Annotated in this window: 22 protein-coding genes and 1 pseudogene; 17 read left to right on the forward strand and 6 right to left on the reverse strand. The window is 68.9% G+C overall.

Annotated features, from left to right (window positions below):
- Positions 1-8: 8 nt before the first annotated feature.
- Both OG257_RS30825 and OG257_RS30830 read right to left on the reverse strand, forming a co-directional pair.
- Positions 9-800, reverse strand: a complete 792-nt coding sequence (locus tag OG257_RS30825) for an MIP/aquaporin family protein (protein ID WP_329212769.1) — start codon at positions 798-800, stop codon at positions 9-11.
- Between the two features lie 274 nt (positions 801-1074).
- Positions 1075-1839: an IclR family transcriptional regulator gene (locus tag OG257_RS30830; protein WP_329212770.1), complete on the reverse strand. Its 765-nt coding sequence runs from the start codon at positions 1837-1839 to the stop codon at positions 1075-1077.
- Positions 1840-2079: 240 nt separating this feature from the next.
- Between OG257_RS30830 and metH the strand changes: the two genes are divergently transcribed.
- From metH to OG257_RS30845, 3 genes are all read left to right on the forward strand, one after another.
- Positions 2080-5592 (forward strand): methionine synthase, encoded by a 3513-nt coding sequence (metH, locus tag OG257_RS30835; protein WP_329212771.1) that lies wholly within the window; start codon positions 2080-2082, stop codon positions 5590-5592.
- A gap of 140 nt (positions 5593-5732) precedes the next feature.
- Entirely contained in the window at positions 5733-6443 is a 711-nt protein-coding gene (locus OG257_RS30840) for an HAD family phosphatase (RefSeq protein WP_329212772.1), read from the forward strand.
- 277 nt (positions 6444-6720) lie between these two features.
- Positions 6721-8307 (forward strand): ABC transporter substrate-binding protein, encoded by a 1587-nt coding sequence (locus OG257_RS30845; RefSeq protein WP_329212773.1) that lies wholly within the window; start codon positions 6721-6723, stop codon positions 8305-8307.
- 84 nt (positions 8308-8391) lie between these two features.
- Here the strand turns inward: OG257_RS30845 and OG257_RS30850 are convergent, their stop codons facing one another.
- On the reverse strand, positions 8392-9063 hold the full coding sequence (locus tag OG257_RS30850) for a response regulator transcription factor (protein ID WP_329212774.1): 672 nt from the start codon (positions 9061-9063) through the stop codon (positions 8392-8394).
- 9 nt (positions 9064-9072) lie between these two features.
- Positions 9073-9918, reverse strand: coding sequence for a RecB family exonuclease (locus OG257_RS30855; RefSeq protein ID WP_329212775.1), 846 nt, complete (start codon positions 9916-9918; stop codon positions 9073-9075).
- 171 nt (positions 9919-10089) lie between these two features.
- Here OG257_RS30855 and OG257_RS30860 point away from each other — a divergent pair, with 171 nt between their 5' ends.
- The 3 genes from OG257_RS30860 (at position 10090) to OG257_RS30870 (ending at position 13154) form a co-directional block, all read left to right on the forward strand.
- Positions 10090-11340: a site-2 protease family protein gene (locus OG257_RS30860; RefSeq protein WP_329212776.1), complete on the forward strand. Its 1251-nt coding sequence runs from the start codon at positions 10090-10092 to the stop codon at positions 11338-11340.
- Between the two features lie 96 nt (positions 11341-11436).
- Complete coding sequence (locus tag OG257_RS30865; RefSeq protein ID WP_329212777.1) at positions 11437-12345, forward strand: tRNA (adenine-N1)-methyltransferase; 909 nt, start codon at positions 11437-11439, stop codon at positions 12343-12345.
- 212 nt (positions 12346-12557) lie between these two features.
- Entirely contained in the window at positions 12558-13154 is a 597-nt protein-coding gene (locus OG257_RS30870; protein ID WP_329212778.1) for a hypothetical protein, read from the forward strand.
- A 4-nt stretch (positions 13155-13158) separates the two neighbouring features.
- Here the strand turns inward: OG257_RS30870 and OG257_RS30875 are convergent, their stop codons facing one another.
- Positions 13159-13470 (reverse strand): ferredoxin, encoded by a 312-nt coding sequence (locus OG257_RS30875; protein ID WP_329212779.1) that lies wholly within the window; start codon positions 13468-13470, stop codon positions 13159-13161.
- 241 nt (positions 13471-13711) lie between these two features.
- On the opposite strand from OG257_RS30875, the gene arc reads away from it, so the two are divergent.
- The 6 genes and pseudogenes from arc to prcA all read left to right on the forward strand — a co-directional run bounded on the left by arc (position 13712) and on the right by prcA (position 19519).
- On the forward strand, positions 13712-15478 hold the full coding sequence (gene arc, locus OG257_RS30880; RefSeq protein ID WP_329212780.1) for a proteasome ATPase: 1767 nt from the start codon (positions 13712-13714) through the stop codon (positions 15476-15478).
- A gap of 236 nt (positions 15479-15714) precedes the next feature.
- Positions 15715-17226, forward strand: a complete 1512-nt coding sequence (gene dop, locus OG257_RS30885; RefSeq protein WP_329212781.1) for a depupylase/deamidase Dop — start codon at positions 15715-15717, stop codon at positions 17224-17226.
- Positions 17227-17346: 120 nt separating this feature from the next.
- On the forward strand, positions 17347-17565 hold the full coding sequence (locus OG257_RS30890; protein ID WP_329212782.1) for a ubiquitin-like protein Pup: 219 nt from the start codon (positions 17347-17349) through the stop codon (positions 17563-17565).
- A 97-nt stretch (positions 17566-17662) separates the two neighbouring features.
- Positions 17663-17852 (forward strand): annotated as a pseudogene (locus OG257_RS30895) (endonuclease domain-containing protein); the annotation flags it as partial.
- Positions 17804-18649 (forward strand): proteasome subunit beta, encoded by an 846-nt coding sequence (gene prcB, locus OG257_RS30900; protein ID WP_329212783.1) that lies wholly within the window; start codon positions 17804-17806, stop codon positions 18647-18649. The pseudogene OG257_RS30895 and the gene prcB, both read left to right, overlap by 49 nt.
- Before the next feature lie 57 nt (positions 18650-18706).
- On the forward strand, positions 18707-19519 hold the full coding sequence (gene prcA, locus OG257_RS30905) for a proteasome subunit alpha (protein WP_329212784.1): 813 nt from the start codon (positions 18707-18709) through the stop codon (positions 19517-19519).
- A 63-nt stretch (positions 19520-19582) separates the two neighbouring features.
- On the opposite strand, the gene OG257_RS30910 is transcribed toward prcA, so the two are convergent.
- Positions 19583-20620, reverse strand: a complete 1038-nt coding sequence (locus OG257_RS30910) for a LacI family DNA-binding transcriptional regulator (protein ID WP_329212785.1) — start codon at positions 20618-20620, stop codon at positions 19583-19585.
- Positions 20621-20752: 132 nt separating this feature from the next.
- Between OG257_RS30910 and OG257_RS30915 the strand changes: the two genes are divergently transcribed.
- The 5 genes from OG257_RS30915 to OG257_RS30935 all read left to right on the forward strand — a co-directional run bounded on the left by OG257_RS30915 (position 20753) and on the right by OG257_RS30935 (position 25923).
- Positions 20753-22012, forward strand: coding sequence for an MFS transporter (locus OG257_RS30915; RefSeq protein WP_329212786.1), 1260 nt, complete (start codon positions 20753-20755; stop codon positions 22010-22012).
- 9 nt (positions 22013-22021) lie between these two features.
- Positions 22022-23383, forward strand: a complete 1362-nt coding sequence (gene pafA, locus OG257_RS30920) for a Pup--protein ligase (protein WP_329212787.1) — start codon at positions 22022-22024, stop codon at positions 23381-23383.
- A gap of 122 nt (positions 23384-23505) precedes the next feature.
- The gene (locus OG257_RS30925; protein ID WP_329212788.1) at positions 23506-24438 is read left to right on the forward strand and encodes an FKBP-type peptidyl-prolyl cis-trans isomerase; all 933 of its coding nucleotides are present in this window, start codon (positions 23506-23508) and stop codon (positions 24436-24438) included.
- 43 nt (positions 24439-24481) lie between these two features.
- Positions 24482-24856, forward strand: a complete 375-nt coding sequence (locus tag OG257_RS30930; RefSeq protein ID WP_329212789.1) for an FKBP-type peptidyl-prolyl cis-trans isomerase — start codon at positions 24482-24484, stop codon at positions 24854-24856.
- A gap of 113 nt (positions 24857-24969) precedes the next feature.
- Positions 24970-25923: a helix-turn-helix transcriptional regulator gene (locus OG257_RS30935; RefSeq protein ID WP_329212790.1), complete on the forward strand. Its 954-nt coding sequence runs from the start codon at positions 24970-24972 to the stop codon at positions 25921-25923.
- Positions 25924-25935 lie beyond the last annotated feature (12 nt).

Consider the following 25935-nt stretch of genomic DNA (forward strand, 5'->3'; position numbering starts at 1 on the left):
GTTACGGCTCAGGCGAAGGCGAGGTTGTAGAGCCCGCCCGCGAGGGCGGCGCCCAGGAGAGGTCCTACTACCGGTACCCAGGCGTAGCCCCAGTCGGAACCGCCCTTGTTCGGCAGTGGCAGCAGCGCGTGCACGATACGCGGACCGAGGTCGCGAACCGGGTTGATCGCGTAGCCGGTCGGACCACCGAGCGAGAGACCGATTCCGACAACCACCAGAGCGGTGATCAGGACGCCGAGCGTCCCGAGGCCCTTGCCCTCGTTGTTGAGGCCCTGGGTGAGGATCGCCAGGATCAGTACGGCGGTGGCGATGATCTCCGTGACCAGGTTCTGTACGACGTTGCGGATCTCAGGACCCGTGGAGAAGATCCCGAGCACCGGGCCTGCCGCCGGAGCGGCCGACTGGTCGACCATGCCCTCTTCGGCAGGCTCGCCCTTCACGATCTCCGGGTCGTTGAGGTGTGCGTGGAACTGTCCGTAGTAGACGGCCCAGACCAGCACCGCGCCGATCATCGCGCCGAGCAGCTGGGAAGCGAAGTACAGGGGTACTTCGCTCCACGGGGTGCCGCCCTGAATCGCGAGGCCGATCGTGACGGCCGGATTGAGGTGGGCGCCGGACACGCCGGCCGAGAGATAGGCGCCGGTCAGTACGGCGAAGCCCCACCCGAAGGTGATGGCCAGCCAGCCGGCGTTCCGGGCCTTCGAGTGCTTGAGCGTGACGGCGGCACAGACACCGCCGCCGAGCAGGATGAGTATGGCGGTACCGATGGTCTCGCCGATGAAGATGTCGGAGCTGGACACCCGCGACTCCTTTGTCCTTCGTCCAGGGGAAGGCGAAACACCGGTTTCCTCCGGTGGATCGCGCCCCAGGTGGGTACCCATCAGTAAGGGCACGTCACCTGTAAGGGCTTGACCGGCCCTCGGCACTGTCACACCCTAACGTGTATTGCCGTTAGGTGTTCGGCAATGCCGACCGGTGAACGGCAATGTTTCTCCCCAATGAACGACGCGTCAAGAGTTCTGTGGCTCGGGACCGGGTGCGGGACTCGATCGTTACCGACGGCGCGGCGCGGACTCAGAAGCGCCCGGCACCCAGATCCCGGGAGACGGCGCGGGCGCAGTCGCGTACCGCGGCGATGAGCTCGGGGCGCAGGTCGCCGCCGGGGCTGACCCGCTCCACGGCGCCCGTCACGGCCACGGCGCCCACGGGCATCCGCCGCCGGTCGTGGATGGGGGCGGCCACCGCGGCGACGCCCTCCCAGGTCTCCTCCACGTCCGAGGCCCAGCCCTGCGCCCGGATCAGGTCGAGCAGTGTCTCGAACTCCTCCTCGCCGGTGACCGTGCGCGGCGTGAAGGGCCGGCGCTCCACCTCGACGACCTCGCTGTGCGCCACGGGGTCGTAGGCGGAGAGCACCTTGCCGAGGGCGGTGGAGTGCAGCGGCTGCATGGCCCCGACCTCCAGGACCTGGCGGCTGTCGTCGGGCCGGAAGACGTGGTGGACGATCAGGACGCCGTGCTGGTGCAGCACGCCCAGGTGGACGCTCTCGCCGCTGGAACGGGCCAGGTCGTCGGTCCAGACGAGGGCGCGGGCCCGCAGCTCGTGCACGTCGAGGTAGCTGTTGCCCAGTCGCAGCAGTTCGGCGCCGAGCTGATAACGCCCGGAGGCGGCGTCCTGCTCGACGAAGCCCTCGTGCTGCAGGGTGCGCAGGATGCCGTGTGCGGTGCCCTTGGCCAGCCCCAGCGAGGAGGAGATGTCGGACAGCCCGAGCCGACGCTCGCCGCCCGCCAGCAGACGCAGCATCGCTGCTGCCCGCTCGAGCGACTGGATGTTCTTGGCCATCGCGCCGTACTCCTCCACCTCGGTTCGACAATGCTGAACACTATCGGTCGATGCCGACCTCTGTCCGGTCGGTCGAAGATTCCGCGTCACCGCGCGACCGGGCCCGTTCCTCGCACAGCATGCAGTCCGCCCCGTGGGACGCAATGACCGGGCCGGGCCCCGCCCGGCTACGCTGGCGGCGTGCCCTCCTCCGCAGAAGGGTGCAAAGCCGACAGCCGTCGCATCCCAGGGAGAACATCCATGGCCTCGTTGCCGACCCCCGCCGCTGACAGCCGCACCCGAGCCGCAGCCCTCCGCGAGGCGCTCGCCACCCGTGTGGTGGTGGCCGACGGTGCCATGGGCACGATGCTGCAGGCCCAGGACCCCACCCTCGAGGACTTCGAGGACCTGGAGGGCTGTAACGAGATCCTCAACGTCACCCGGCCCGACATCGTCCGTTCGGTGCACGAGGAGTACTTCGCCGTCGGCGTGGACTGCGTCGAGACGAACACGTTCGGAGCCAACCTCGCGGCTCTGGGCGAGTACGACATTCCCGAGCGGGTCTTCGAGCTCTCCGAATCCGGCGCCCGTATCGCCCGCGAGGTCGCCGACGAGTTCACCGCCTCCACCGGGCAGCAGCGCTGGGTGCTCGGCTCGATGGGGCCGGGTACCAAACTGCCGACCCTCGGCCACGCCCCGTACGGCAAGCTCCGCGACGCCTACCAGCAGAACGCCGAAGGCATGATCGCCGGCGGCGCCGACGCGCTCCTGATCGAGACCACCCAGGACCTGCTGCAGACCAAGGCCTCCGTCATCGGCGCCCGGCGCGCCCTCGAAGCCGCCGGCGCCGACCTGCCGGTCATCTGCTCCGTCACCGTCGAGACGACCGGCACGATGCTGCTCGGCTCCGAGATCGGCGCCGCACTGACCGCTCTCGAGCCGCTCGGCATCGACATGATCGGACTGAACTGCGCCACCGGCCCCGCCGAGATGAGCGAGCACCTGCGCTACCTCGCCAGGCACTCCCGCATCCCGCTCTCCTGCATGCCGAACGCCGGCCTGCCGGTGCTCGGCAAGAACGGCGCGCACTACCCGCTGTCCCCGGCCGAGCTCGCCGACGCCCAGGAGACCTTCGTACGCGAGTACGGCCTCTCCCTGATCGGCGGCTGCTGCGGGACCACGCCCGAACACCTTCGCCAGGTCGTCGAGCGCGTGCGGGGCGTTGCCCCCACCGCCCGCGAGCCGCGCCCCGAGCCGGGCGCCGCCTCCCTCTACCAGACCGTGCCGTTCCGCCAGGACACCTCGTACCTGGCGATCGGCGAGCGTACGAACGCCAACGGGTCGAAGAAGTTCCGCGAGGCCATGCTCGAGGCGCGCTGGGACGACTGCGTGGAGATGGCCCGCGACCAGATCCGCGAGGGCGCGCACATGCTCGACCTCTGCGTCGACTACGTCGGCCGCGACGGCGTGGCCGACATGGAGGAGCTGGCGGGACGCTTCGCCACGGCCTCCACGCTGCCCATCGTCCTGGACTCCACCGAGCTGCCCGTCCTGCGCGCCGGTCTGGAGAAGCTCGGCGGACGAGCGGTGCTCAACTCCGTGAACTACGAGGACGGCGACGGGCCCGAGTCCCGCTTCGCCCAGGTCAGCGCGCTGGCCTCCGAGCACGGCGCCGCGCTGATCGCGCTGACCATCGACGAGGAGGGCCAGGCCCGCACCGTCGAGCACAAGGTCGCCATCGCCGAGCGCCTGATCGAGGACCTGACCGGGAACTGGGGCATCCACGAGTCGGACATCCTCATCGACACCCTGACCTTCACCATCTGCACGGGTCAGGAGGAGTCCCGCAAGGACGGCGTCGCCACGATCGGAGCAATCCGGGAGCTCAAGAAGCGCCACCCCGACGTCCAGACCACGCTCGGCCTCTCCAACATCTCCTTCGGCCTCAACCCGGCCGCCCGTGTCGTCCTGAACTCCGTGTTCCTCGACGAGTGCGTCAAGGCCGGCCTGGACTCGGCGATCGTGCACGCCTCCAAGATCCTGCCCATCGCGCGGCTGGAGGAGGAACAGGTCAAGGTCGCACTCGACCTCGTCTACGACCGGCGCGCCGAGGGCTACGACCCCCTCCAGCGGCTCATGGAGCTGTTCGAGGGCGTCAACATGAAGTCGATGAAGGAGGGCAAGGCCGAGGAGCTCCTGGCCCTGCCACTGGACGAGCGGCTGCAGCGCCGCATCATCGACGGTGAGAAGAACGGTCTGGAGGCGGACCTCGACGAAGCCCTGCAGACCCGCCCCGCGCTCGACATCGTCAACGACACCCTGCTCGCGGGTATGAAGGTCGTCGGCGAGCTCTTCGGCTCCGGGCAGATGCAGCTGCCGTTCGTGCTGCAGTCCGCCGAGGTCATGAAGACGGCGGTGGCCCACCTCGAACCGCACATGGAGAAGTCGGACGCCGAGGGCAAGGGCACCATCGTGCTGGCCACCGTCCGCGGCGACGTCCACGACATCGGCAAGAACCTCGTCGACATCATCCTGTCGAACAACGGCTACAACGTCGTCAACCTGGGCATCAAGCAGCCCGTCGCCGCGATCCTGGACGCCGCGGAGGAGCACCGGGCCGATGTCATCGGCATGTCCGGTCTCCTGGTGAAGTCGACGGTGATCATGAAGGAGAACCTCGAGGAGCTGAACCAGCGCAGGATGGCGGCCGACTACCCGGTCATCCTGGGCGGCGCCGCCCTCACCAGGGCCTACGTCGAGCAGGACCTGCACGAGATCTACGAGGGCGAGGTCCGCTACGCCCGCGACGCGTTCGAGGGGCTGCGGCTCATGGACGCCCTCATCGCGGTCAAGCGGGGCGTCCCGGGCGCCACGCTCCCCGAGCTGAAGCAGCGCAGGGTGCCCAAGCGGGACGCCGCCGTGCTGGAGGTCGAGGAGCCGGAGGAGGGCGTGCGTTCCGACGTCTCCGTCACCAATCCGGTCCCCGAGCCGCCGTTCTGGGGCACCCGCGTGGTCAAGGGCATCCAGCTCAAGGAGTACGCCTCCTGGCTGGACGAGGGAGCCCTCTTCAAGGGCCAGTGGGGCCTCAAGCAGGCCCGTGCGGGCGACGGGCCGACGTACGAGGAGCTCGTGGAGACCGAGGGCCGCCCGCACCTGCGCGGCTGGCTCGACAAGCTCCACACCGAGAACCTGCTGGAGGCAGCCGTCGTCTACGGCTACTTCCCGTGCGTGTCCAAGGGCGACGACCTGATCCTGCTGCACGAGGACGGCTCGGAGCGCACCCGCTTCACCTTCCCGCGCCAGCGCCGCGGCCGCCGCCTGTGCCTCGCGGACTTCTTCCGCCCCGAGGAGTCGGGCGAGACGGACGTGATCGGCCTCCAGGTCGTCACGGTCGGCTCGAAGATCGGCGGGGCCACCGCCGAGCTCTTCGAGGCGAACTCCTACCGCGACTACCTGGAACTGCACGGGCTGTCCGTGCAGCTGGCCGAGGCGCTCGCCGAGTACTGGCACGCGCGGGTCCGCAGCGAGCTGGGCTTCGCCGGGGAGGACCCGTCCGACGTCGAGGACATGTTCGCGCTGAAGTACCGCGGAGCGCGCTTCTCCCTCGGCTACGGGGCCTGCCCCGACCTGGAGGACCGGGCGAAGATCGCGGCGCTCCTGGAGCCCGAGCGCATCGGGGTGAAGCTCTCCGAGGAGTTCCAGCTGCACCCCGAGCAGTCCACCGACGCGATCGTCATCCATCACCCCGAGGCCAAGTACTTCAACGCACGGTAGTCAGCTGTTCAACGCGCGGCAGGGCGCCGCTCCATGCGCCGTCCCCGCACGAGTCGTAGACTGGTCGGTCCAGTGCAGGCCGGTCGCCGTTCCCACCGGGAAGGCGGCCGGCCTTCTCGTCCCCCATGGAGGTGTACCGGATGACCAGTACGGTCCCCGCGTCCTTGCCCCGTACGGCCGAAGGCTCCGCCCTGCAGGCCGTCCTGCTCGACATGGACGGCACCCTGGTCGATACCGAGGGATTCTGGTGGGACGTGGAGGCCGAGGTCTTCGCCGACCTCGGACACCGCCTGGACGAATCCTGGCGCGACGTCGTCGTCGGCGGTCCGATGACCCGCAGCGCGGGGTACCTCATCGAGGTCACCGGTGCCGACATCTCCATCGAGGAGCTCACGGTGCTCCTCAACGACCGCTTCGAGAAGCGCATCGCTCGGGGCGTGCCGCTGATGCCGGGCGCCGCACGGCTGCTCGCCGAGCTCGCCGCGCACAAGGTGCCCACCGCCCTCGTGTCCGCCTCGCACCGCCGCATCATCGACCGGGTGCTGGACTCGGTCGGGCACCACCACTTCGCCCTCACGGTCGCCGGTGACGAGGTCACCCGCACCAAGCCCCACCCGGAGCCGTACCTCGCGGCGGCCGCCGGATTCGCGGCCGACCCCCGGCGCTGTGCGGTCATCGAGGACACCGCGACGGGCGTCGCCGCGGCGGAGGCCGCAGGCTGCCGTGTGGTCGCCGTACCGTCCGTCGCGCCGATCGCCGCCGCGCCCGGACGTGTGGTGGTGCCCTCCCTCGAAGCAGTGGATCTCGCGTTCCTGCGCCGGCTGATCACGGACACGGACCAGCTCCCGTAATGCAGGTTCATGTCAAGATGTCGTCAGCAGTGCGGGCGTGAGCTTCGTCACGCGTCGTGACGGTCGGGCCTCCTCGGGATCGCCCCGAGTGTCCGTTTCCGCAGTCCTTGTGTCCCGGTTCGTGAAGCGGTGTACGAATCATTCCCGAGCGTGACGTAGACGCGCGGTCATCTGTCATCACCGAGTGCATACGTGCCGGGATCGCCCCGGTCAAGCCCCTGTACGGCTCCCACTAACCTCGGTCATCTCACATGCCGGAATGAGGGAGAACGTCCAGATGAACCGCAAGACGCTGGTGCTGCCGGCCGTGATCGGCCTGCTCGCGCCCGTTCTCGCCGCCTGTGGCGGGTCGGACGACGGGGGCGATGCCATCGTTGTCGGGACAACGGACCAGTTCGTCGCCTCCAAGGACAACACCGCGCCGCTCGACCCGGCGATCGGCTACGAAGCAGGTGTCTGGAACGTCCTGCGCCAGACGGTGCAGACCCTGACCCACATCCCGCGCGGCGGCGGCGAGCCCGTTCCCGAGGCGGCCCAGAGCTGCGAGTTCACCGACACGGCGAACGAGAGCTACCGCTGCACACTGCGCGACGGCCTCACCTTCTCCGACGGCACGCCCGTCACGCCGGAGGACGTGAAGTACTCGATCCAGCGCGTCCTGGACATCAAGGACGAGAGCGGCCCGGTGGGTCTGCTCGCGAACATCGACACGATCGAGACCAAGGGTCCGAAGCAGATCGTCTTCCACCTGAGCACCTCGGACGCGACCTTCCCGTACAAGCTCGCCACGCCGCCCGCCGGGATCGTCCAGAAGGACAAGTACCCGGCGAAGGCCGCCCGTGACGGCTTCCAGGTCGACGGCTCGGGTCCGTACACCATGAAGCCCGAGGTCAAGGACGACCAGGTCGTCAAGGTCGTCTTCACCAAGAACCCCAAGTACAAGGGCGATCTGAAGGTTCTCAACGACAAGGTCGAGCTGAACCTCTTCCCCGACGCGGCGGCGATGGGCAGGGCGCTCGAGGACGACGAGATCGACATGATGACGCGCACCATGTCGCCCGAGCAGTCCAAGCAGATGCTCGAGAAGCCGAAGGACGGCATCGAGCTCACCGAGATGCCCGGCCTCGCCATCAGCTACCTCGCCTTCAACACCGAGGACCCGGTGGTGAAGGACAAGGCCGTGCGCCAGGCCATGGCCCAGGTCATCGACCGGGGGTCCATCGCGACGGGTGTGTACGGCAGCACCGCCGAGCCGCTCTACTCGCTGATCCCGTCCGGAGTCACCGGACACACCAACTCGTTCTTCAACAAGTACGGGGAGCCGAGCGTCGCCGGGGCCGCGGAAACCCTGGAGAAGGCCGGTATCGACACTCCGGTGAAGTTCACGCTGAACTACACGACCGACCACTACGGTCCCGCGACCGCCTCCGAGTTCGAACTGCTGGCCAAGCAGCTCAACAACTCCAAGCTCTTCGACGTCGACGTCGCGGGCACCCCGTGGTCCAAGTACCGCCCCGCTCAGAAGAAGGGCGACTACGCGGTCTACGGCATGGGCTGGTTCCCGGACTTCCCGGACCCGGACAACTACACGGCGCCGTTCCTCGACAAGAACAACTTCCTCAACTCGCCCTACGAGTCGGCACTCGCCCAGGACACGCTCATTCCCCAGTCCCGCCGCGTGGCCGACCGCAGCGCCGCGTCCGGGACCTTCACGAAGCTCCAGGACATCGTCGCCAACGACGTCCCCGTCCTCCCGGTCTGGCAGGGCAAGCAGTACGTCGCCTCGCGTGACGGCCTGAACGGTGTGGAGTGGGCGGTCAACGCCTCGGCCGACCTGCAGCTCTGGGAGCTCGCGCGCGCCTGACGCGACACCTTCCGGAACAACGATGCGGTCCGGGGCCACTGCCCCGGACCGCATCGTCGTCCGTACCGCCTGCACCGCCCCGGCTCACTGGGCGCCGGGACGCACCAGACCGCTCTCGTAGGCGTAGACGGCCGCCTGCACCCGGTCGCGCAGGCCCAGCTTCGTCAGCACGTGGCCCACATGCGTCTTGACCGTCGTCTCGCTCACGAACAGGTCGGCGGCGATCTCCGCGTTGGACAGGCCGCGCGCCACGAGCTTCAGCACTTCCACCTCGCGCTCCGTGAGCGTGTGCAGCGCGTCCGGGACGGTCTCCTCGCCCGACGGCAGATGGTCCGCGTACTTGTCGAGCAGCCGGCGCGTGATGCTCGGCGCCAGCATCGCCTCGCCCGCCGCCACCACACGGATGGCCTGCACCAGCTCGTTGGCCGGGGCGTCCTTCAGGAGGAAGCCGCTGGCTCCGGCGCGCAGCGCCTCCACCACGTACTCGTCGAGGTCGAACGTCGTCAGCACGAGGACCTTCGCCGGACCGTCCCGGCCCGGGCCGGTGATCTGACGGGTCGCCTCGACACCGTCCATCCGCGGCATCCGGATGTCCATGAGCACGACATCGGGCTGCAGTGCCCGCACCTGGTCGATGGCCTGCAGACCGTCACCGGCCTCACCGACCACCGCGAGATCGCCCTCGGCCTCCAGGATCATCCGGAAACCGGTGCGCAGCAGTGGTTGATCATCGACCAGTAGGACGCGGATAGCCACGGAATCTCCTTAAGGGCCTTCGAGGGCCACCGGTTGGCCGGCCTCTGCCCGGACCGGCTCCATTCTGCCCTGGACACCTTCCTCCGACTCCGCAGGGCGAACCGACAGGGGATACACCGGGGGAGTCCCACCGAACTCGGGACAGACCGCACGGTGATCGCACCAGCCGCAGAGCTTCGTCGGCCGCGGCCGCCACTCGCCCGTCTCCGTGGCCAGCCGGATCGCGTCCCACAGCGCCAGCAGCTTTCGCTCCACCCGCTCGAGGTCGGCCGGGACCGGGTCGTACGTCAGGACGTCACCGCTGCCCAGATAGACGAGCTGGAGGCGCCTGGGCACCACGTTCTTCAGACGCCAGATCACCAGGGCGTAGAACTTCATCTGGAACAGCGCGCCCTCCGCGTACTCCGGACGCGGGGCCTTGCCCGTCTTGTAGTCCACGATCCGGACCTCGCCGGTGGGAGCCACATCGATCCGGTCGATCACACCCCGCAGCCGCAGCCCCGAATCCAGCTCCGTCTCGACGAACAGCTCACGCTCGGCAGGCTCCAGCCGGGTCGGGTCCTCCAGCGAGAACCACCGCTCCACCAGCTGCTCCGCCTCGCTCAGCCACCCGGCCAGACGCTCACCCTCGGCGTCCCCGTCGAACAGCTCGGTCAGCTCGGGCTTCGACTCGAGCAGCCGGTCCCACTGACCGGGAATCAACGCCTTGGCCCTCGGCGCCGTACGGTCCCCCGCCGGGGAGTCGAACAGGCGCTCCAGCACCGCATGCACCAGCGTGCCCCGGGTAGCCGCCTCACTGGGCTTCTCGGGCAGCTTGTCGATGACCCGGAAGCGGTACAACAAAGGGCATTGCATGAAATCGCTCGCGCGCGACGGCGACAGGGACGAGGGTGGCCGAGGCGGGCGCGGTACGGAGGTCATGTCGAAGACCCTACGACCCGCCACCGACACCGAGCGGCATACCATCGACCACAGAGCTCGCAGACTGCATGATCGTGGCAGGACGCCACCGACCGAAAGGACCCCGTGGACGAGAGCGGCGACAGCGGGCGCCCGAAGCCCGGCGCAGGGGGTTCCGACCCCGGCACCGGGCCGGAGAAAGGCAAACCGCGCCGCCCCGCAGATCCGGGCGGCGGCCTGCTCATGGGCCGCCCCTTCGGTGTGCCCGTGTACGTGGCACCCAGCTGGTTCGTCGTCGCCGCCCTGATCACGTGGGTCTTCGGCGGTCAGCTCGACCGCGTCCTGCCGGAACTCGGCGCCGCCCGCTACCTGGTCGCCCTGTTCTTCGCGATCGCCTTCTACGCCTCCGTACTCGTCCACGAGCTCGCGCACACCGTCGCAGCCCTGCACTACAAGCTGCCGGTCCGCCGCATCCAGCTCCAGTTCTTCGGCGGCGTCTCCGAGATCGAGAAGGAATCGGAGACCCCCGGCCGCGAGTTCGTCCTCGCCTTCGTGGGCCCCCTGCTCTCCCTGGTGCTCGGCGGCCTCTTCTACATCCCCCTGCAGTTCGTCGAGGCCGGCACGGTCCCCGGGGTGCTCCTCGCCGGACTGATGATCTCCAACCTCATCGTCGCCGCCTTCAACCTGCTGCCCGGGCTCCCCCTCGACGGCGGACGCATGCTCCGAGCCGTCGTCTGGAAGATCACCGGCAAGCCGATGAGCGGCACCATCGCCGCCGCATGGGTCGGCCGGGGCCTGGCCGTCGCCGTTCTCGTCGGCCTGCCCCTGCTCACCCACACCGGCGCCCTCGGCAACGCCACCAGCGAGATCAGCGGCTTCGAGACCGTGACCGACGCCCTGCTCGCCGCGATCCTCGCCGGAATCATCTGGACCGGCGCGGGCAACAGCCTGCGCATGGCCAGGCTGCGTGAGCACCTCCCGGACCTGCGCGCCCGCACCCTGACCCGGCGCGCGGTCCCCGTCGAGTCCGCCACTCCGCTCTCCGAGGCGCTCCGCCGTGCCAACGAAGCGGGCGCCCGCGCCCTGGTGGTCGTCGACGGACAGGGCAACCCCAAGGGCGTCGTCCGCGAGGCCGCCATCGTCGGAGTCCCCGAGCACCGCCGCCCCTGGGTGGCCGTCAGCGGCCTCGCCCAGGACCTCACCGAGGGCATGAAGGTCCCCGCGGAACTCGCGGGCGAGGCCCTGCTGGACCGGCTCAAGGCGACCCCGGCCACCGAGTACCTGGTCGTCGAGGACACCGGCGAGATCTACGGGGTCCTCTCCACAGCCGACGTCGAACGCGCCTTCGTCGCGGCGATGGCCCGGCCCGCGGCCTGACCGTCCGCCACCGGGCACGCGGGCGGTCGAAAGCCCCGGAAAGCCCCCGGCAAGGCCCCCGAAATGGGGACCCCGAAATACCGGTAGGCTGGCCGCATGTCCGAACCGACCGGTGCCGCCCGCCGTCGCGGCCCATTCAAAGTCGGGGACCAGGTCCAGCTCACCGACCCCAAGGGACGCCACTACACCTTCACGCTCGAGGCCGGAAAGAACTTCCACACCCACAAGGGTTCTTTCCCGCACGACGAGCTGATCGGTGCTCCCGAGGGCAGTGTTGTCCGTACCACGGGAAACGTCGCCTATCTCGCGCTGCGCCCCCTGCTCCCCGACTACGTCCTGTCCATGCCCCGCGGCGCCGCCGTGGTCTACCCCAAGGACGCGGGGCAGATCCTGGCCTTCGGCGACATCTTCCCCGGCGCCCGCGTCGTCGAAGCCGGTGTCGGCTCCGGAGCGCTCAGCACCTTCCTCCTGCGCGCCATCGGCGAGCAGGGCATGCTGCACTCCTACGAGCGCCGCGAGGACTTCGCCGAGATCGCCCAGCAGAACGTGGAGCGCTACTTCGGCTCTCCGCACCCCGCCTGGCAGCTCACCGTCGGCGACCTCCAGGACAACCTCTCGGACACCGACGTCGACCGAGTCGTCCTGGACATGCTCGCCCCGTGGGAGTGCCTCGAGGCCGTCTCCAAGGCACTCGTGCCCGGCGGCATCCTCTGCGCGTACGTCGCGACCACCACGCAGCTGTCACGGACCGTCGAATCCATCCGGGAGATCGGCTGCTTCGCGGAGCCGCAGCCCTGGGAGTCGATGATCCGCAACTGGCACGTCGAGGGCCTGGCCGTCCGCCCCGACCACAGGATGATCGGCCACACCGGCTTCCTGGTCACCGCCCGCCGTCTCGCGGACGGCGTCGAGGCGCCGCTGCGCCGCCGCCGCCCCTCCAAGGGCGCCTACGGCGAGGACTACAGCGGTCCCGGCAGCCGGAGCGGCTCCGCCACCCGCGACTGACCCGTACAAGGCAGAGGCGCCGCCGCCGAGTTCCCCGGACCGACCCCGGGAGCCGGCAGGCGGCGCCTTTTCGTTGTTCCGGGGCACCGGGCAGTGACCCCGCCGTTCCCCTGCGGTGTGAGGTGTGGCACGATGCTGGCCACCCCCCACCCGCCGATTTCCCGTCGGCCGCCGCCTATCCAGGCCTCCAGGAACCACAGGAGAGAAACCGCGTGCAGTCCTCCGCGCTCCCGGATCTCGCGCACACCGACACCAAGCCGGTGCACTGGCTCGCCACGGCCGCGGCCATGGCCGCCGTCGTCGCCGCGGCGGGCCTGCTCCAGCCGGACGCGGCCACGGCGACCGCCTCCGCGTCCGAGCACCGCACGAACGCCCAGCACGGTGCCGCGCCCGCCGCCGAAGCACCCGACCCGGCCGACGCCGCCTTCCCGCTGGACTGCGGCACGGCCGGGTACACCGTGGCCGACCAGGCCGCCGGCGACCTCGACGGCGACAACAGGCCCGAGACCGTCGCCGTCGTGCACTGCGCCGCGGGTTCCGGCACACCGCCCAGCGGGGTCTACGTCCTGACACAGGCGAGCGGGGCCGCACCGCGGGTTGTGGCAACCCTGGTGGACCCCGCTCAGAAAATCACGGTCACGGACTTCGCGGTCCGCGACGGCCTGGTCGCCGCGACACTCCTCGGCTACTCCTCGGCCGATGTGCCGCGCTGCTGCCCCGACGAGCAGGAGAGCGCCACCTGGCAGTGGAAGGGCAACGCGTTCATCAAGTCCGCCGGACCCGCCGGGGACACCGCGCTGAGCGCCTGAGCCGCTACGCCGCGTCCGGGCCGAAGACTTCCACGTTGTCCGAAACGCGACGTACATGAATGCAGTCGCCCGGGCATTCCTTCGCCGAGTCCACCACGTCCTGGAGCAACGGCAGCGGCACCGGGGTGGTCGCTCCCTTGTCCTGGAGCAGCTCGTCCTCGGAGCTCTTGACGTAGGCCAGACCGTCGATGTCCAGCTCGAACACCTCAGGTGCGTACTGCACGCAGATGCCGTCGCCCGTACAGAGGTCCTGGTCGATCCAGACCTCCAGGTCCTGCGTGTCACTGTTGCCCGGAGCGTCCTGCTGCGCGGTCATGTGTCCTGCCGTTCCCTGCGTATCTGCACCAATTGAAGCCAGCCCTGACGGGTGTTGAACGGTTCGACGATACAACCGGCAGCTTCCCGGTGCCGAAGGGTGGGTATTCCCTTGGCGTGAGGGAGAGCGCAAGGGTGAAGATCGGACACACCACCGGGTCTTTGTGATCTAGGGGTTTCAATCATCACCCACCCAGGTAGGGTCAGGAAGCGTCCAGCTCCCCTTGGAGGAGGTGAGGACCGTGGCAGCCCACGACGACGACATCAACCGCGGCATCCGGCCCGGGCGGGGGTCAGAAGACCCAGCCGGCCAGGTTGCCTATCTCGAGCAGGAAATCGCCGTCCTGCGACGTAAGCTCGCCGACTCTCCGCGTCATACGAGGATTCTCGAAGAGCGGATCGTCGAGTTGCAGACCAACCTGGCAGGCGTGTCCGCGCAGAACGAGCGGCTCGCCAATACACTCCGCGAGGCCCGCGACCAGATCGTGGCCCTCAAGGAGGAAGTCGACCGGCTTGCCCAGCCACCGGCCGGCTTCGGTGTCTTCCTGCAGGTCAACGAGGACGGCACCTGCGACATCTTCACCGGGGGCCGCAAGCTCCGGGTGAATGTGAGCCCAAGCGTCGAGATCGAAGGCCTTCGGCGGGGCCAGGAAGTCATGCTCAACGAGGCGCTCAACGTGGTCGAGGCCATGGAATTCGAGCGGGCCGGGGACATCGTCACCCTCAAGGAGATCCTTGAGGACGGCGAACGCGCCCTGGTCGTCGGGCACACCGACGAGGAGCGGGTGGTGAGGCTCGCCGAGCCTCTGCTGGACATCACCATCCGCCCCGGCGACGCCCTCCTGCTCGAACCCAGGTCCGGCTACGTCTACGAAGTGGTTCCCAAGAGCGAGGTCGAGGAGCTCGTCCTCGAAGAGGTTCCGGACATCGACTACGAGAAGATCGGCGGCCTGGGCGACCAGATCGAGCTGATCCGAGACGCGGTCGAGCTCCCCTACCTCCACCCGGACCTCTTCAAGGAGCACGAACTGCGCCCGCCGAAGGGCATCCTGCTCTACGGTCCCCCCGGCTGCGGCAAGACACTCATTGCCAAGGCCGTAGCCAACTCGCTGGCCAAAAAGGTCGCCGAGGTCACCGGACAGCCCGCGGGGAAGAGCTACTTCCTCAATATCAAGGGCCCCGAGCTCCTCAACAAGTACGTCGGTGAGACCGAGCGGCACATCCGTCTGGTCTTCCAGCGTGCCCGGGAGAAGGCGAGCGAGGGCACCCCCGTCATCGTCTTCTTCGACGAGATGGAATCCCTCTTCCGCACCCGTGGTTCCGGTGTCAGCTCGGACGTGGAGAACACCATCGTCCCCCAGCTGCTCGCCGAGATCGACGGTGTGGAAGGCCTGGAGAACGTCATCGTCATCGGTGCCTCCAACCGCGAGGACATGATCGACCCCGCCATCCTGCGGCCCGGCCGTCTCGATGTGAAGATCAAGATCGAGCGCCCGGACGCGGAGGCCGCGAAGGACATCTTCGCGAAGTACCTCACTCCTTCGCTGCCGCTGCACGCGGACGACCTCGCCGAGCACTCCGGCTCGAAGGAGGCCGCCGCCCACGCGATGATCCAGTCGGTCGTGGAGCGGATGTACACGGAGTCCGAGGAGAACCGCTTCCTCGAGGTCACCTACGCCAACGGCGACAAGGAAGTCCTGTACTTCAAGGACTTCAACTCCGGAGCGATGATTCAGAACATCGTGGACCGGGCAAAGAAAATGGCCATCAAGGCATTCCTCGAGCAGCGCCAAAAGGGCCTGCGCGTCTCCCACCTCCTCCAGGCATGCGTGGACGAGTTCAAGGAGAACGAGGACCTGCCCAACACGACGAACCCGGACGACTGGGCCAGGATTTCCGGAAAGAAGGGCGAGCGGATCGTCTTCATCCGCACACTCGTCACCGGAAAGCAGGGGGCGGACACCGGTCGTTCCATCGACACGGTGGCAAATACCGGACAGTACCTGTAAAACGCAGACCGGCTGCGGATGCCCGGCAGGGCATCCGCAGCCGGCCGTTTTCCCGGCAGCTCCGGCCATACCCGAACAATGACGTAATTGATCTCCCCACCGGCGCAGAGGCGCTCTAGGCTCTGCTGTACCGCCGAGTCGCGCAGTGCGGGGACGGGCACCGCACGCGTACCGGACCAGCAGCGGTACTTGAGCGGCGCTCCCGGACGGGGGCACCGCCGGGCAAGGAGGGCCGCATGACCGTACGGCGAGTAATGGGCATCGAGACGGAGTACGGGATCTCCGTCCCCGGTCACCCCAACGCCAATGCCATGCTCACCTCGTCCCAGATCGTCAACGCCTACGCGGCGGCGATGCACCGGGCGCGCCGCGCCCGCTGGGACTTCGAGGAGGAGAATCCGCTGCGCGACGCGCGAGGCTTCGACCTCGCCCGCGAGACCGCCGACTCCAGCCAGCTCACCGACGAGGACATCGGCCTCGCCAATGTCATCCTCACCAACGGTGCGCGGCTGTACGTCGACCACGCACACCCCGAATACAGCTCACCGGAGATCACCAATCCGCTGGACGCGGTGCTCTGGGACAAGGCCGGCGAGCGCGTCATGGCCGAAGCCGCCGAGCGGGCCGCCGCCATCCCCGGTGCCCAGCCGATCCACCTCTACAAGAACAACACCGACAACAAGGGCGCGTCCTACGGCACGCACGAGAACTACCTGATGAAGCGGGAGACCCCCTTCTCGGACATCGTGCGCCACCTGACCCCGTTCTTCGTGTCCCGGCAGGTCGTCACCGGCGCGGGCCGGGTCGGCATCGGCCAGGACGGCCACGAGCACGGGTTCCAGATCAGTCAGCGCGCCGACTACTTCGAGGTCGAGGTCGGCCTCGAGACCACGCTCAAGCGCCCCATCATCAACACCCGCGACGAACCGCACTCGGACGCCGAGAAGTACCGCAGGCTGCACGTGATCATCGGCGATGCCAACCTTTCCGAGATCTCGACCTATCTGAAGCTCGGCACCACGGCGCTGGTGCTTTCCATGATCGAGGACGGCTTCATCAATGTCGACCTGGCCGTCGACCAGCCGGTACGCACCCTCCACCAGGTCTCGCACGACCCGACCCTGCAGCAGCTGATCACGCTCCGCAGCGGCCGGACACTCACCGCGGTACAACTTCAGATGGAGTACTTCGAGCTGGGCCGCAAGTACGTCGAGGAGCGCTACGGGGCGGACGCCGACGAGCAGACCAAGGACGTCCTGGTCCGCTGGGAGGACACCCTGAACCGCCTGGAGACCGATCCGATGAGCCTGTCGGGCGAACTGGACTGGATCGCCAAGCGGGAGCTCATGGAGGCGTACAGGCGGCGCGACAGCCTGGACTGGGACGCTCCCCGCCTGCACCTGGTGGACCTCCAGTACGCCGACGTGCGGGCCGACAAGGGCCTGTACAACCGTCTGGCGGCCCGCGGCAAGATGAAGCGCCTGCTCGACGAGAACGACGTCGAGCGGGCCCGTACGAAGCCTCCCGAGGACACCAGAGCCTATTTCCGGGGCCGCTGCCTGGAGCAGTACGCGGACGACGTGGCCGCGGCCTCCTGGGATTCGGTCATCTTCGACCTGCCCGACCGTGACTCACTGCAACGGGTGCCCACGATGGAGCCGCTGCGCGGTACACGTGACCACGTGAAGGAGCTCCTGGACCGCTGCCGCACGGCGGAAGAGCTGGTCCGGACGCTGTCGGGCGGCTGAAAGGCCCTCCGGCTGGGAATCAATCAGATGACCTCCGGACGTTGAGACAAGTACCGGGCCAATGTCGGACTCCGTAGGTAGGGTCTGATCAAGTGCTTCGAACCGAGCGGGGTGAGCTACATGGCGACCAAGGACACCGGCGGCGGACAGCAGAAGGCGACACGTTCCACCGAGGAGGCCGAGGAGCAGGCGCAGGAAGCGCAGGCATCCGAGGACCTCAAGGAGCGGCAGGAGAAGCTGGGCGAGGACGTCGACGACGTCCTCGACGAGATCGACGATGTGCTCGAGGCCAACGCTGAGGACTTCGTTCGAAGCTTCGTTCAAAAGGGCGGCGAGTAGCAGCCGGCGCTCCGACCCGGTCCGCCCGCCGACGGACTCGCGCCGTCGGCGGCCGCTTCCGCGGGATGTCTTCGCCCTCGGCGGACATCCCGCGGAAGCGCCTCTGCACCAGGTTGATCGCTGTCACCGGGCGGGTAGGGTCCCTGGCGTACTGCTTCAACTGCAATTCGGCCATCGGCAAGTTGGGGGATGATCCTGACTCCTTGCGCAGGGCCATCGCATACCTGGAGGGAAACGCGTGGAAGCCAACACTCGTAGCACCGGGCGTCTACCAGCTGCCTTCCTGACGCCGGGTTCGTCCTCGTTCATGGACTTCCTGTCCGACCAGTCGCCCTCGATGCTTCCGGGCAACCGGAACCTGCCACCGCTGAAGGGAGCGATCGAGGCGCCGCACGGTACGACGATCGTCGCGGCCTCCTTCCCGGGTGGTGTGGTGCTTGCCGGTGACCGGCGGGCGACCATGGGGAACATGATCGCGCAGCGGGACATCGAGAAGGTGTTCCCGGCCGACGAGTACTCGGCGGTGGGGATCGCCGGCACGGCCGGTCTCGCCGTGGAGATGGTCAAGCTGTTCCAGCTCGAACTGGAGCACTTCGAGAAGGTCGAGGGCGCCACACTCTCCCTGGAGGGCAAGGCGAACCGGCTGTCCACGATGATCCGCAGCAATCTGGCGATGGCCATGCAGGGCCTGGCGGTCGTCCCGCTGTTCGCCGGCTACGACGTCGACCGCGAGAAGGGCCGGATCTTCTCGTACGACGTCACCGGCGGACGTTCCGAGGAACACGGTTACGCGGCCACCGGCTCGGGCTCGATCTTCGCCCGCGGGTCGATGAAGAAGCTGTACCGCGAGGACCTGACGGAGGAGCAGACACTCACTCTGGTCGTGCAGGCGCTGTACGACGCGGCAGACGACGACTCGGCGACCGGTGGCCCCGACGTGGCACGCCGGATCTACCCGATCGTCACCGTCATCACGGACGAGGGCTTCAGGAAGCTGAACGACGCGGAATCCGCCGAGATCGCGCGCTCGATCCTGGAGCGCCGGCTCGAGCAGCCCGACGGCCCGCGTGCCGCGCTGCTCTGACCGGTCCCTGATGCTTCTCCGATGCACTCGTCACTGACAGAAAGGGACGGATAGCCGGTGTCGACGCCGTTCTATGTCTCACCCCAGCAGGCCATGGCCGACCGGGCGGAATACGCCCGGAAGGGCATCGCCCGTGGTCGCAGCCTGGTTGTGCTGCAGTTCGCCGACGGCATTGTGTTCGTCGGCGAGAACCCGTCCCGTGCGCTGCACAAGTTCAGCGAGATCTACGACCGGATCGGCTTCGCCGCCGCCGGCAAGTACAACGAGTACGAGAACCTCAGGATCGGCGGTGTGCGCTACGCGGATCTGCGCGGATACACCTACGACCGCGACGATGTGACGGCCCGTGGGCTGGCCAACGTCTACGCGCAGACCCTCGGCACCATCTTCTCCAGCGCCGCCGAGAAGCCGTACGAGGTGGAGCTGGTGGTCGCCGAGGTCGGTGCCGGGCCGGAGGGCGACCAGATCTACCGGCTTCCGCACGACGGTTCGATCGTGGACGAGCACGGCTCGGTCGCGGTCGGCGGCAACGCCGAGCAGATCAGCACCTTCCTCGATCAGCGCCACCGTGACGGGATGTCGCTCGCGGAGGCGCTCAAGCTGGCCGTGCAGGCGCTGTCCCGCGAGGCCAACGGCAATGAGCGGGAGATTCCCGCCGAGCGGCTCGAAGTCGCGGTCCTGGACCGTACGAGGCCGCAGCAGCGCAAGTTCAAGCGGATCGTGGGCCGGCAGCTGACACGGCTGCTGGACGCGGACGGTGCGGGAGCGACCCCGACGGACGCTCCGTCCGACACCGAGGAAGCCGACGCCCCGGACGGGACGACCGGCGAGAGCACCGGTGGCAGCACCGGCGAGTCCACGCAGGAGTAGTCCGGCCGGGCAGGTGTCCGTCCCGGTGCCCCCGACAGCCACGACCGGCTGTCGGGGGCATCGTCACGTCCGGACGCCGTCGGCAGGGGGCGCGGTGGAGCCGCGGACCACGAGGCGCACGGGGAGGCTGCCCGGCTCCACGGGCCGGCCGTCCAGGACGGCGAGCAGGGCCGTCATACCGCGCTCGCCCACCTGTTCGGCCGGGAGCTGCACCGTTGTGAGCTCCGGTTCCACCGCGGTGGCGAGGGCGAGGTCGTCGAAGCCGGTCACGGAGATGTCCTCGGGCACCCGCAGCCCGCGCCGGCGTACCGCCTTGCAGGCACCGGCAGCCAGAATGTCGTCGTCGCAGACGATCGCCGTCGGGAGCGGCCCGGGAGCGGCCAGGACGGCCTCCGTGGCCTCGCGCCCGGCCCGTACGTCCAGCGGGGACGCCACGCGGCGGACGGCGGCTCCGGGGACGTCCCGCACGGCGTCCGCCAGGGCGCGGGCCCGCTCCGCGAAGGTCCAGGTGTCCACGCCGGAGGCGAGGTGGACGAAGCGGCGGTGGCCGAGGGTCAGCAGATGCTCCGCCACCTGGCGCATGCCGTCCGCGATGTCGAGGTTCACCTGGGCCGCCGCGCCGTCCTCATCGGGGTCGCTGTCCAGCATCACCAGGGGCAGGTCCGCGCCGCGGAGCGCCCCCAGGGCGTCGGCGGCCATCGAGGAGGCGATGACACCGTCGAGCGCCGCGCGGGCCGATGCGAACGGGTCCTTGGCCGGCCCTGTGCCATCGGGCGAGGGGTAGAGGACGACGCCGAAGTCGTGCTCGGCCGCGACGGCGGCGGCGCCCGTGTAGACCCGGGCGAAGAACTCGTTGGTGAGCGCGGGCACCACGAGGAGCGCGGTGCGGGTGCGGCCGAGCCGGAGGCTGCGGGCGGCGAGGTTGGGCCGGTAACCGAGGTCCCGGGCGCTGTCGCGGACACGCCCGGCGGTCGCCTCGGACACCCGTCCGTGCCATTTGCCGCCGAGCACGAGCGAGACGGTGGCCTGCGAGACACCCGCGGCCCGGGCCACGTCGCGGCTGGTGGGCCGGGGTGGGGCGGGCCGCTGCGCGCTGCTCACTCGTGCCTCCGTGCTGGACCGGCCAGCTGCCGTGGGATGGACTCGCGGACTGCGCACATGGTACGTATGAACCTCGAAGTTATACGTAAAACTTCGGTGGAGCACGAAGCGCACCGGGGGAGAGAGGCGGACATGGCCGCGGGATATCTGGACATCCTCCGGGCGCGGCATGCCGCCCGGCTGCTGGCGGGAACCCTGGTGGGGCGGCTGCCGAACGGCACCGCCCCCATCGCGATCGTCCTGTTCACCCGGGCCGAGGGCGGCAGCTACACGCTGGCCGGCGGCCTCGCCGCCGCGTACGGCCTGGCCACGGCCGTGGGGCAGCCCCTCCTCGGCAGGGCCGTGGACCTCTACGGCCAGCCGCGCGTCCAGTTCCCCGCCGCCGTGCTCTCCGCACTCGGCATGGCCGCGCTGGCCCTGGTGGGCCTCGGCTCGCTCCCGCTGGCCGTCGCGGCGGTGATCGTGGCCGGAGTCTTCACACCGCCGCTGGAGGGCGGCCTGCGGGCCCTGTGGCCGACAGTGCTGGGCCGCGAGGACCGGGTCCACCGCGCGTACGCCATGGACGCGGTGGCCCAGGAAGTGATGTTCACCCTGGGCCCGCTCCTCGTCACGGTCCTGGTGTCGCTCTGGTCACCGGCTGCCGCGCTGCTGGTCATCAACGCCATCGGCGTCCTCGGCGCGCTCTCCGTGGTGCTGTCCGAGCCGTCCCGGACCTGGCGCTCCGCTCCCCGCGAGGCGCACTGGCTCGGGGCGCTGCGCTCGAGCGGGCTGCTGGCCCTGCTGGGCGCGTTCTTCTTCGTCGGGCTCGCGCTCGGCTCGATCACGGTGGCGGGGGTCGCGTACGCCGACGACCACGGCCGGGAGTCCGTGTACGGCTGGCTGATGGCGGCCCTCGGACTGGGCGCGCTGATCGGCGGCGTGGCGTACGGGGCGCGCCAGTGGGCCGGGGCCCCCGAGCGGCGGCTGCGGGTCATCGTCGCGCTGCTGGCCCTGTGCTACCTGCCGCTGATGCTGACCCCCGGTGTGCCCGCCATGACCGCGCTGTCCGCGCTCGCGGGGGTGTTCCTCGCGCCGGCCATCGCCTGCTCGTTCATCGTGGTCGACCGGCACGCCCCGCGGGGCACGGTGACCGAGGCGTTCTCCTGGCTCGTGACGACGTTCGGCGTGGGTGCCGCGGCCGGAACGGCCGTGGCGGGCCCGGCCGTCGAGCTCGGCGGAACGGCGTCGGGTTTCGCCGTCGCGGGGGCCGGGGGAGTGGCGGCGCTGCTGGTTCTGCTGGCCACCGGAAGGGTCCTCGCAGTTCCCGGGCGTGGGCCCGCTGTTGTGACGGGATCGGAAAATGATCGAAACGGTGCTGCCGAACCCGGTTTCAGCTCAGGCCGTAAGGCGTAATGTTCAGTCATGGACCGCCGCATTTTCGGGCTGGAGAACGAGTACGGCGTCACGTGCACGTTCAGGGGACAGCGCCGACTGTCACCTGACGAAGTGGCGCGCTACCTCTTCCGCCGTGTTGTGTCATGGGGCCGCAGCAGCAATGTCTTTCTGCGGAACGGCGCCCGCCTCTACCTCGACGTGGGATCGCATCCGGAATACGCGACACCCGAATGCGACAACGTGACCGAACTGGTCACGCACGACAAGGCAGGCGAACGCATTCTCGAAGGCCTGCTCGTCGACGCCGAACGCCGCCTGCACGAGGAGGGAATCGCGGGCGACGTCTATCTCTTCAAGAACAACACCGACTCGGCTGGAAACTCCTACGGGTGCCACGAGAACTACCTCGTGGCCCGGCACGGAGAATTCTCCCGGCTCGCGGACATCCTCATTCCGTTCCTCGTCACCCGGCAGCTGATCTGTGGTGCCGGCAAGGTGCTGCAGACCCCGCGTGGCGCGGTCTACTGCGTCAGCCAGCGTGCCGAGCACATCTGGGAGGGCGTCAGTTCCGCCACGACGCGCTCCCGGCCGATCATCAACACCAGGGACGAACCGCACGCCGACGCGGAGCGGTACCGCCGCCTCCACGTCATCGTCGGTGACTCCAACATGTCCGAGACGACCATGCTGCTCAAGGTCGGCGCGACCGACCTGGTGCTCCGCATGATCGAGGCGGGCACGGTGATGCGCGACCTGACCCTGGAGAACCCGATCCGGGCCATCCGCGAGGTCAGCCACGACATCACCGGGCAGCGCAAGGTGCGCCTGGCCAGCGGCCGGGAGGCATCGGCCATCGAGGTCCAGCGCGAGTACTACGAGAAGGCCGTCGACTTCGTCGAACGCCGCGGCATCCGCACCGGCACCGTCGACCAGGTCCTCGAACTGTGGGGCCGCACGCTGGACGCCATCGAGGCCGAGGACCTCGACCGGATCGGCACCGAGATCGACTGGGTCATGAAGTACAAGCTCATCGAGCGGTACCGGGCCAAGCACAACATGACCATGTCGAACCCGAGGGTCGCTCAGATAGACCTCGCCTACCACGACATCCACCGGCGGCGCGGGCTCTACTACCTCCTGGAGCGCAAGGGCCAGACCGCCCGCATCTGCAACGACCTGAAGATCTTCGAGGGCAAATCGGTGCCCCCGCAGACGACCAGGGCACGGCTGCGCGGTGACTTCATCCGCAGGGCCCAGGAGCAGCGGCGGGACTTCACCGTCGACTGGGTCCACCTCAAGCTCAACGACCAGGCGCAGCGCACCGTGCTGTGCAAGGACCCGTTCCGCTCCGTCGACGAACGGGTGGAGAAACTGATCGCGGGTATGTGATCCGGACGGGAGATCTCCCGCCCCGCAGGCGACCGGGCCCCGTACGTTCCTCGTGCGGGGCCCTTCGCTCGGCCTAGAGTGTCGGGGACCCATTCACGTGCCGTCTGAGATCTGAGGAACCAGTGCGCCGACTTGCCGGCCTTCTCGTCGTCCCCCTTCTGCTGCTGTCCACAGCGGCATGCGGCGACGACAAGGCCTCCGACTCCGCCTCGTCCGAGGGCAACCCCGCGATCACCGCGGGAGCGAAATTCGGCGAGAAGCCCACCCTGGCGAAGGGTGAGGGCGATCCGCCCAAGGAGCTGAAGACCGAAGTCATCAGTGAGGGTGACGGCGCGAAGCTCAAGAACGGCGACGCGATCCAGGTCAACTACCTCGGGCAGGCGTGGGACTCCACCAAGCCGTTCGACAACAGCTTCGACAAGGGCCAGCCCTTCGACCTGACGCTCGGTGCGGGCATGGTCATCCAGGGCTGGGACAAGGGTCTGGTCGGCCAGAAGGTCGGCAGCCGCGTCCAGCTCGTCATCCCGCCGGAGCTCGGTTACGGCGCGCAGGGGCAGGGAGACATCAAGCCCAACGCCACCCTCGTCTTCGTCGTCGACGTGGTGAAGGCGACGCAGGTTCCGAAGTCCGCCAAGGGCACACCGGTCGCCCAGGACAACATCGACCTGCCGAAGGTCGGCACGAACACCGACGGCAAGGCACCGACGGTCACGTTCCCGAAGGGCAACCCGCCCAAGAAGCTGGTCTCCAACTACGTCCTGGAGTCCGACGGGGACGTCGTCAAGGAGACCGACAGCATCGTCGTGAACTACGAGGCCTTCCTGTGGAAGGGTGCCAAGAAGTTCGACAGCACCTACGACACGGGCAAGACCGCGACCTTCCCGCTGGCCCAGATCACCGTCAAGGGTCTGAAGAACGGGCTGGTCGGCAAGAAGGTCGGCAGTCGCGTGCTGCTCGTCATCCCGCCGGACCAGGCTTTCGGCAACGAGGCGCAGCAGACCATTCCTGCCAACTCGACGCTCGTGTGGTCCGTGGACATCCTGACAAAGATGTAAGACTGTCCCGGTTGCCCAGTTCATCATTTAGAGGAGCAGTTCAGTGAGCATCGAGAAGCCCGAGATCGACTTCCCGGGTGGCGAGCCGCCGGCCGACCTGGAGATCAAGGACATCTGGGAGGGCGACGGACAGGTGGCCCAGGCGGGCCAGACCGTCTCCGTGCACTACGTGGGTGTGGCGTTCTCCACCGGCGAGGAGTTCGACGCTTCCTGGAACCGCGGCACCCCGCTGCAGTTCCAGCTCGGTGCCGGTCAGGTCATCGCCGGCTGGGACCAGGGCGTCCAGGGCATGAAGGTCGGCGGCCGTCGCCAGCTGACCATCCCCGCGAACCTCGCCTACGGCGACCGCGGCGCGGGTGGCGGCGCCATCGCGCCCGGCGAGACGCTCATCTTCGTCTGTGACCTGGTCGGCGTCTGATCCGTCCGGACTCAGGAGCGAGGGCCCGCGCCGCAAGGCGCGGGCCCTCGCTTTGGTCCGGACACCCCGGGGCGGTACGGTCGACGGTCGTAGCACGTAGAGAAAGGGCGTCGATGGCGATTGCCAAGGCCGAACGGCTGATGAACCTGGCACTGTGTCTGCTGGGTACCCGGCGCCCGCTCAGCAAACGTGAGCTCCGCGGGTCCATCGAGGCCTACATGGAAGCGGGCTCGGACGAATCCTTCAACCGGATGTTCGAGCGCGACAAGGACGATCTGCGCGAACTCGGTCTGGTCATCGAGACCGTGGAGAACCTGGACGGCGACACCGGCTACCTCGCGCGCCGCGACAGCAACCGGCTGCCCCCCATCACGCTGGACGCCGAGGAGGCCGCCGCCCTCGGGCTCGCCGCCAAGGTCTGGCAGCAGGCAAGGCTGGCCGGGGCCGCCAGCGGCGCCCTGCAGAAGCTGCGCGCCGCGGGCATGCCGGAGGCCGAGGACGCGTACGAGGTGCACAGCGCCCTCGAACCCCGTATCCCGGTCCACGAGGCCGCCTTCGAGCCGCTGATGCTCGCCTGCCGGGACCGCCGCCCCGTCACCTTCGACTACCGCAAGGCCAACGCCGCCCGCCCCGAGCAGCGCCAGGTGGAGCCCTGGACGCTCGAGTGCTGGCGCGGCCACTGGTACCTGGCCGGCTGGGACCGCGACAGGGGCGCCGAGAGGGTCTTCCGGCTGTCCAGGATCTCCGGCCGGGTCCGCTCCCGGGCCGGGGCCTTCACGGCCCCGGTGCCCGATGTGGTGACCGTGCGCGAGACCGTGGAGAGCTGGGCGGGGGAGACCGCGACCAGGACCGCCCGGATCAGGCTGCGCGCCGGGTCCGGCTACCCGCTGCGCTCCCGCGCAATATCCGTACGGGAACTCGGCGACGGCTGGGACGAGTTGGAGATTCCGTACGGACACGGACTGGACGCCTGGCTCGTCGAGTTCGGACCCGACGTCGTCGTGGAGGAACCCGCCGATCTGCGGGCCGATGTGATGGACCGGCTGCGCGCCGTGGCCAAGGACTGAGGGGACCCGTAC

The sequence above is a fragment of the Streptomyces sp. NBC_00683 genome, from assembly GCF_036226745.1.
Classification (GTDB): Bacteria; Actinomycetota; Actinomycetes; order Streptomycetales; family Streptomycetaceae; genus Streptomyces.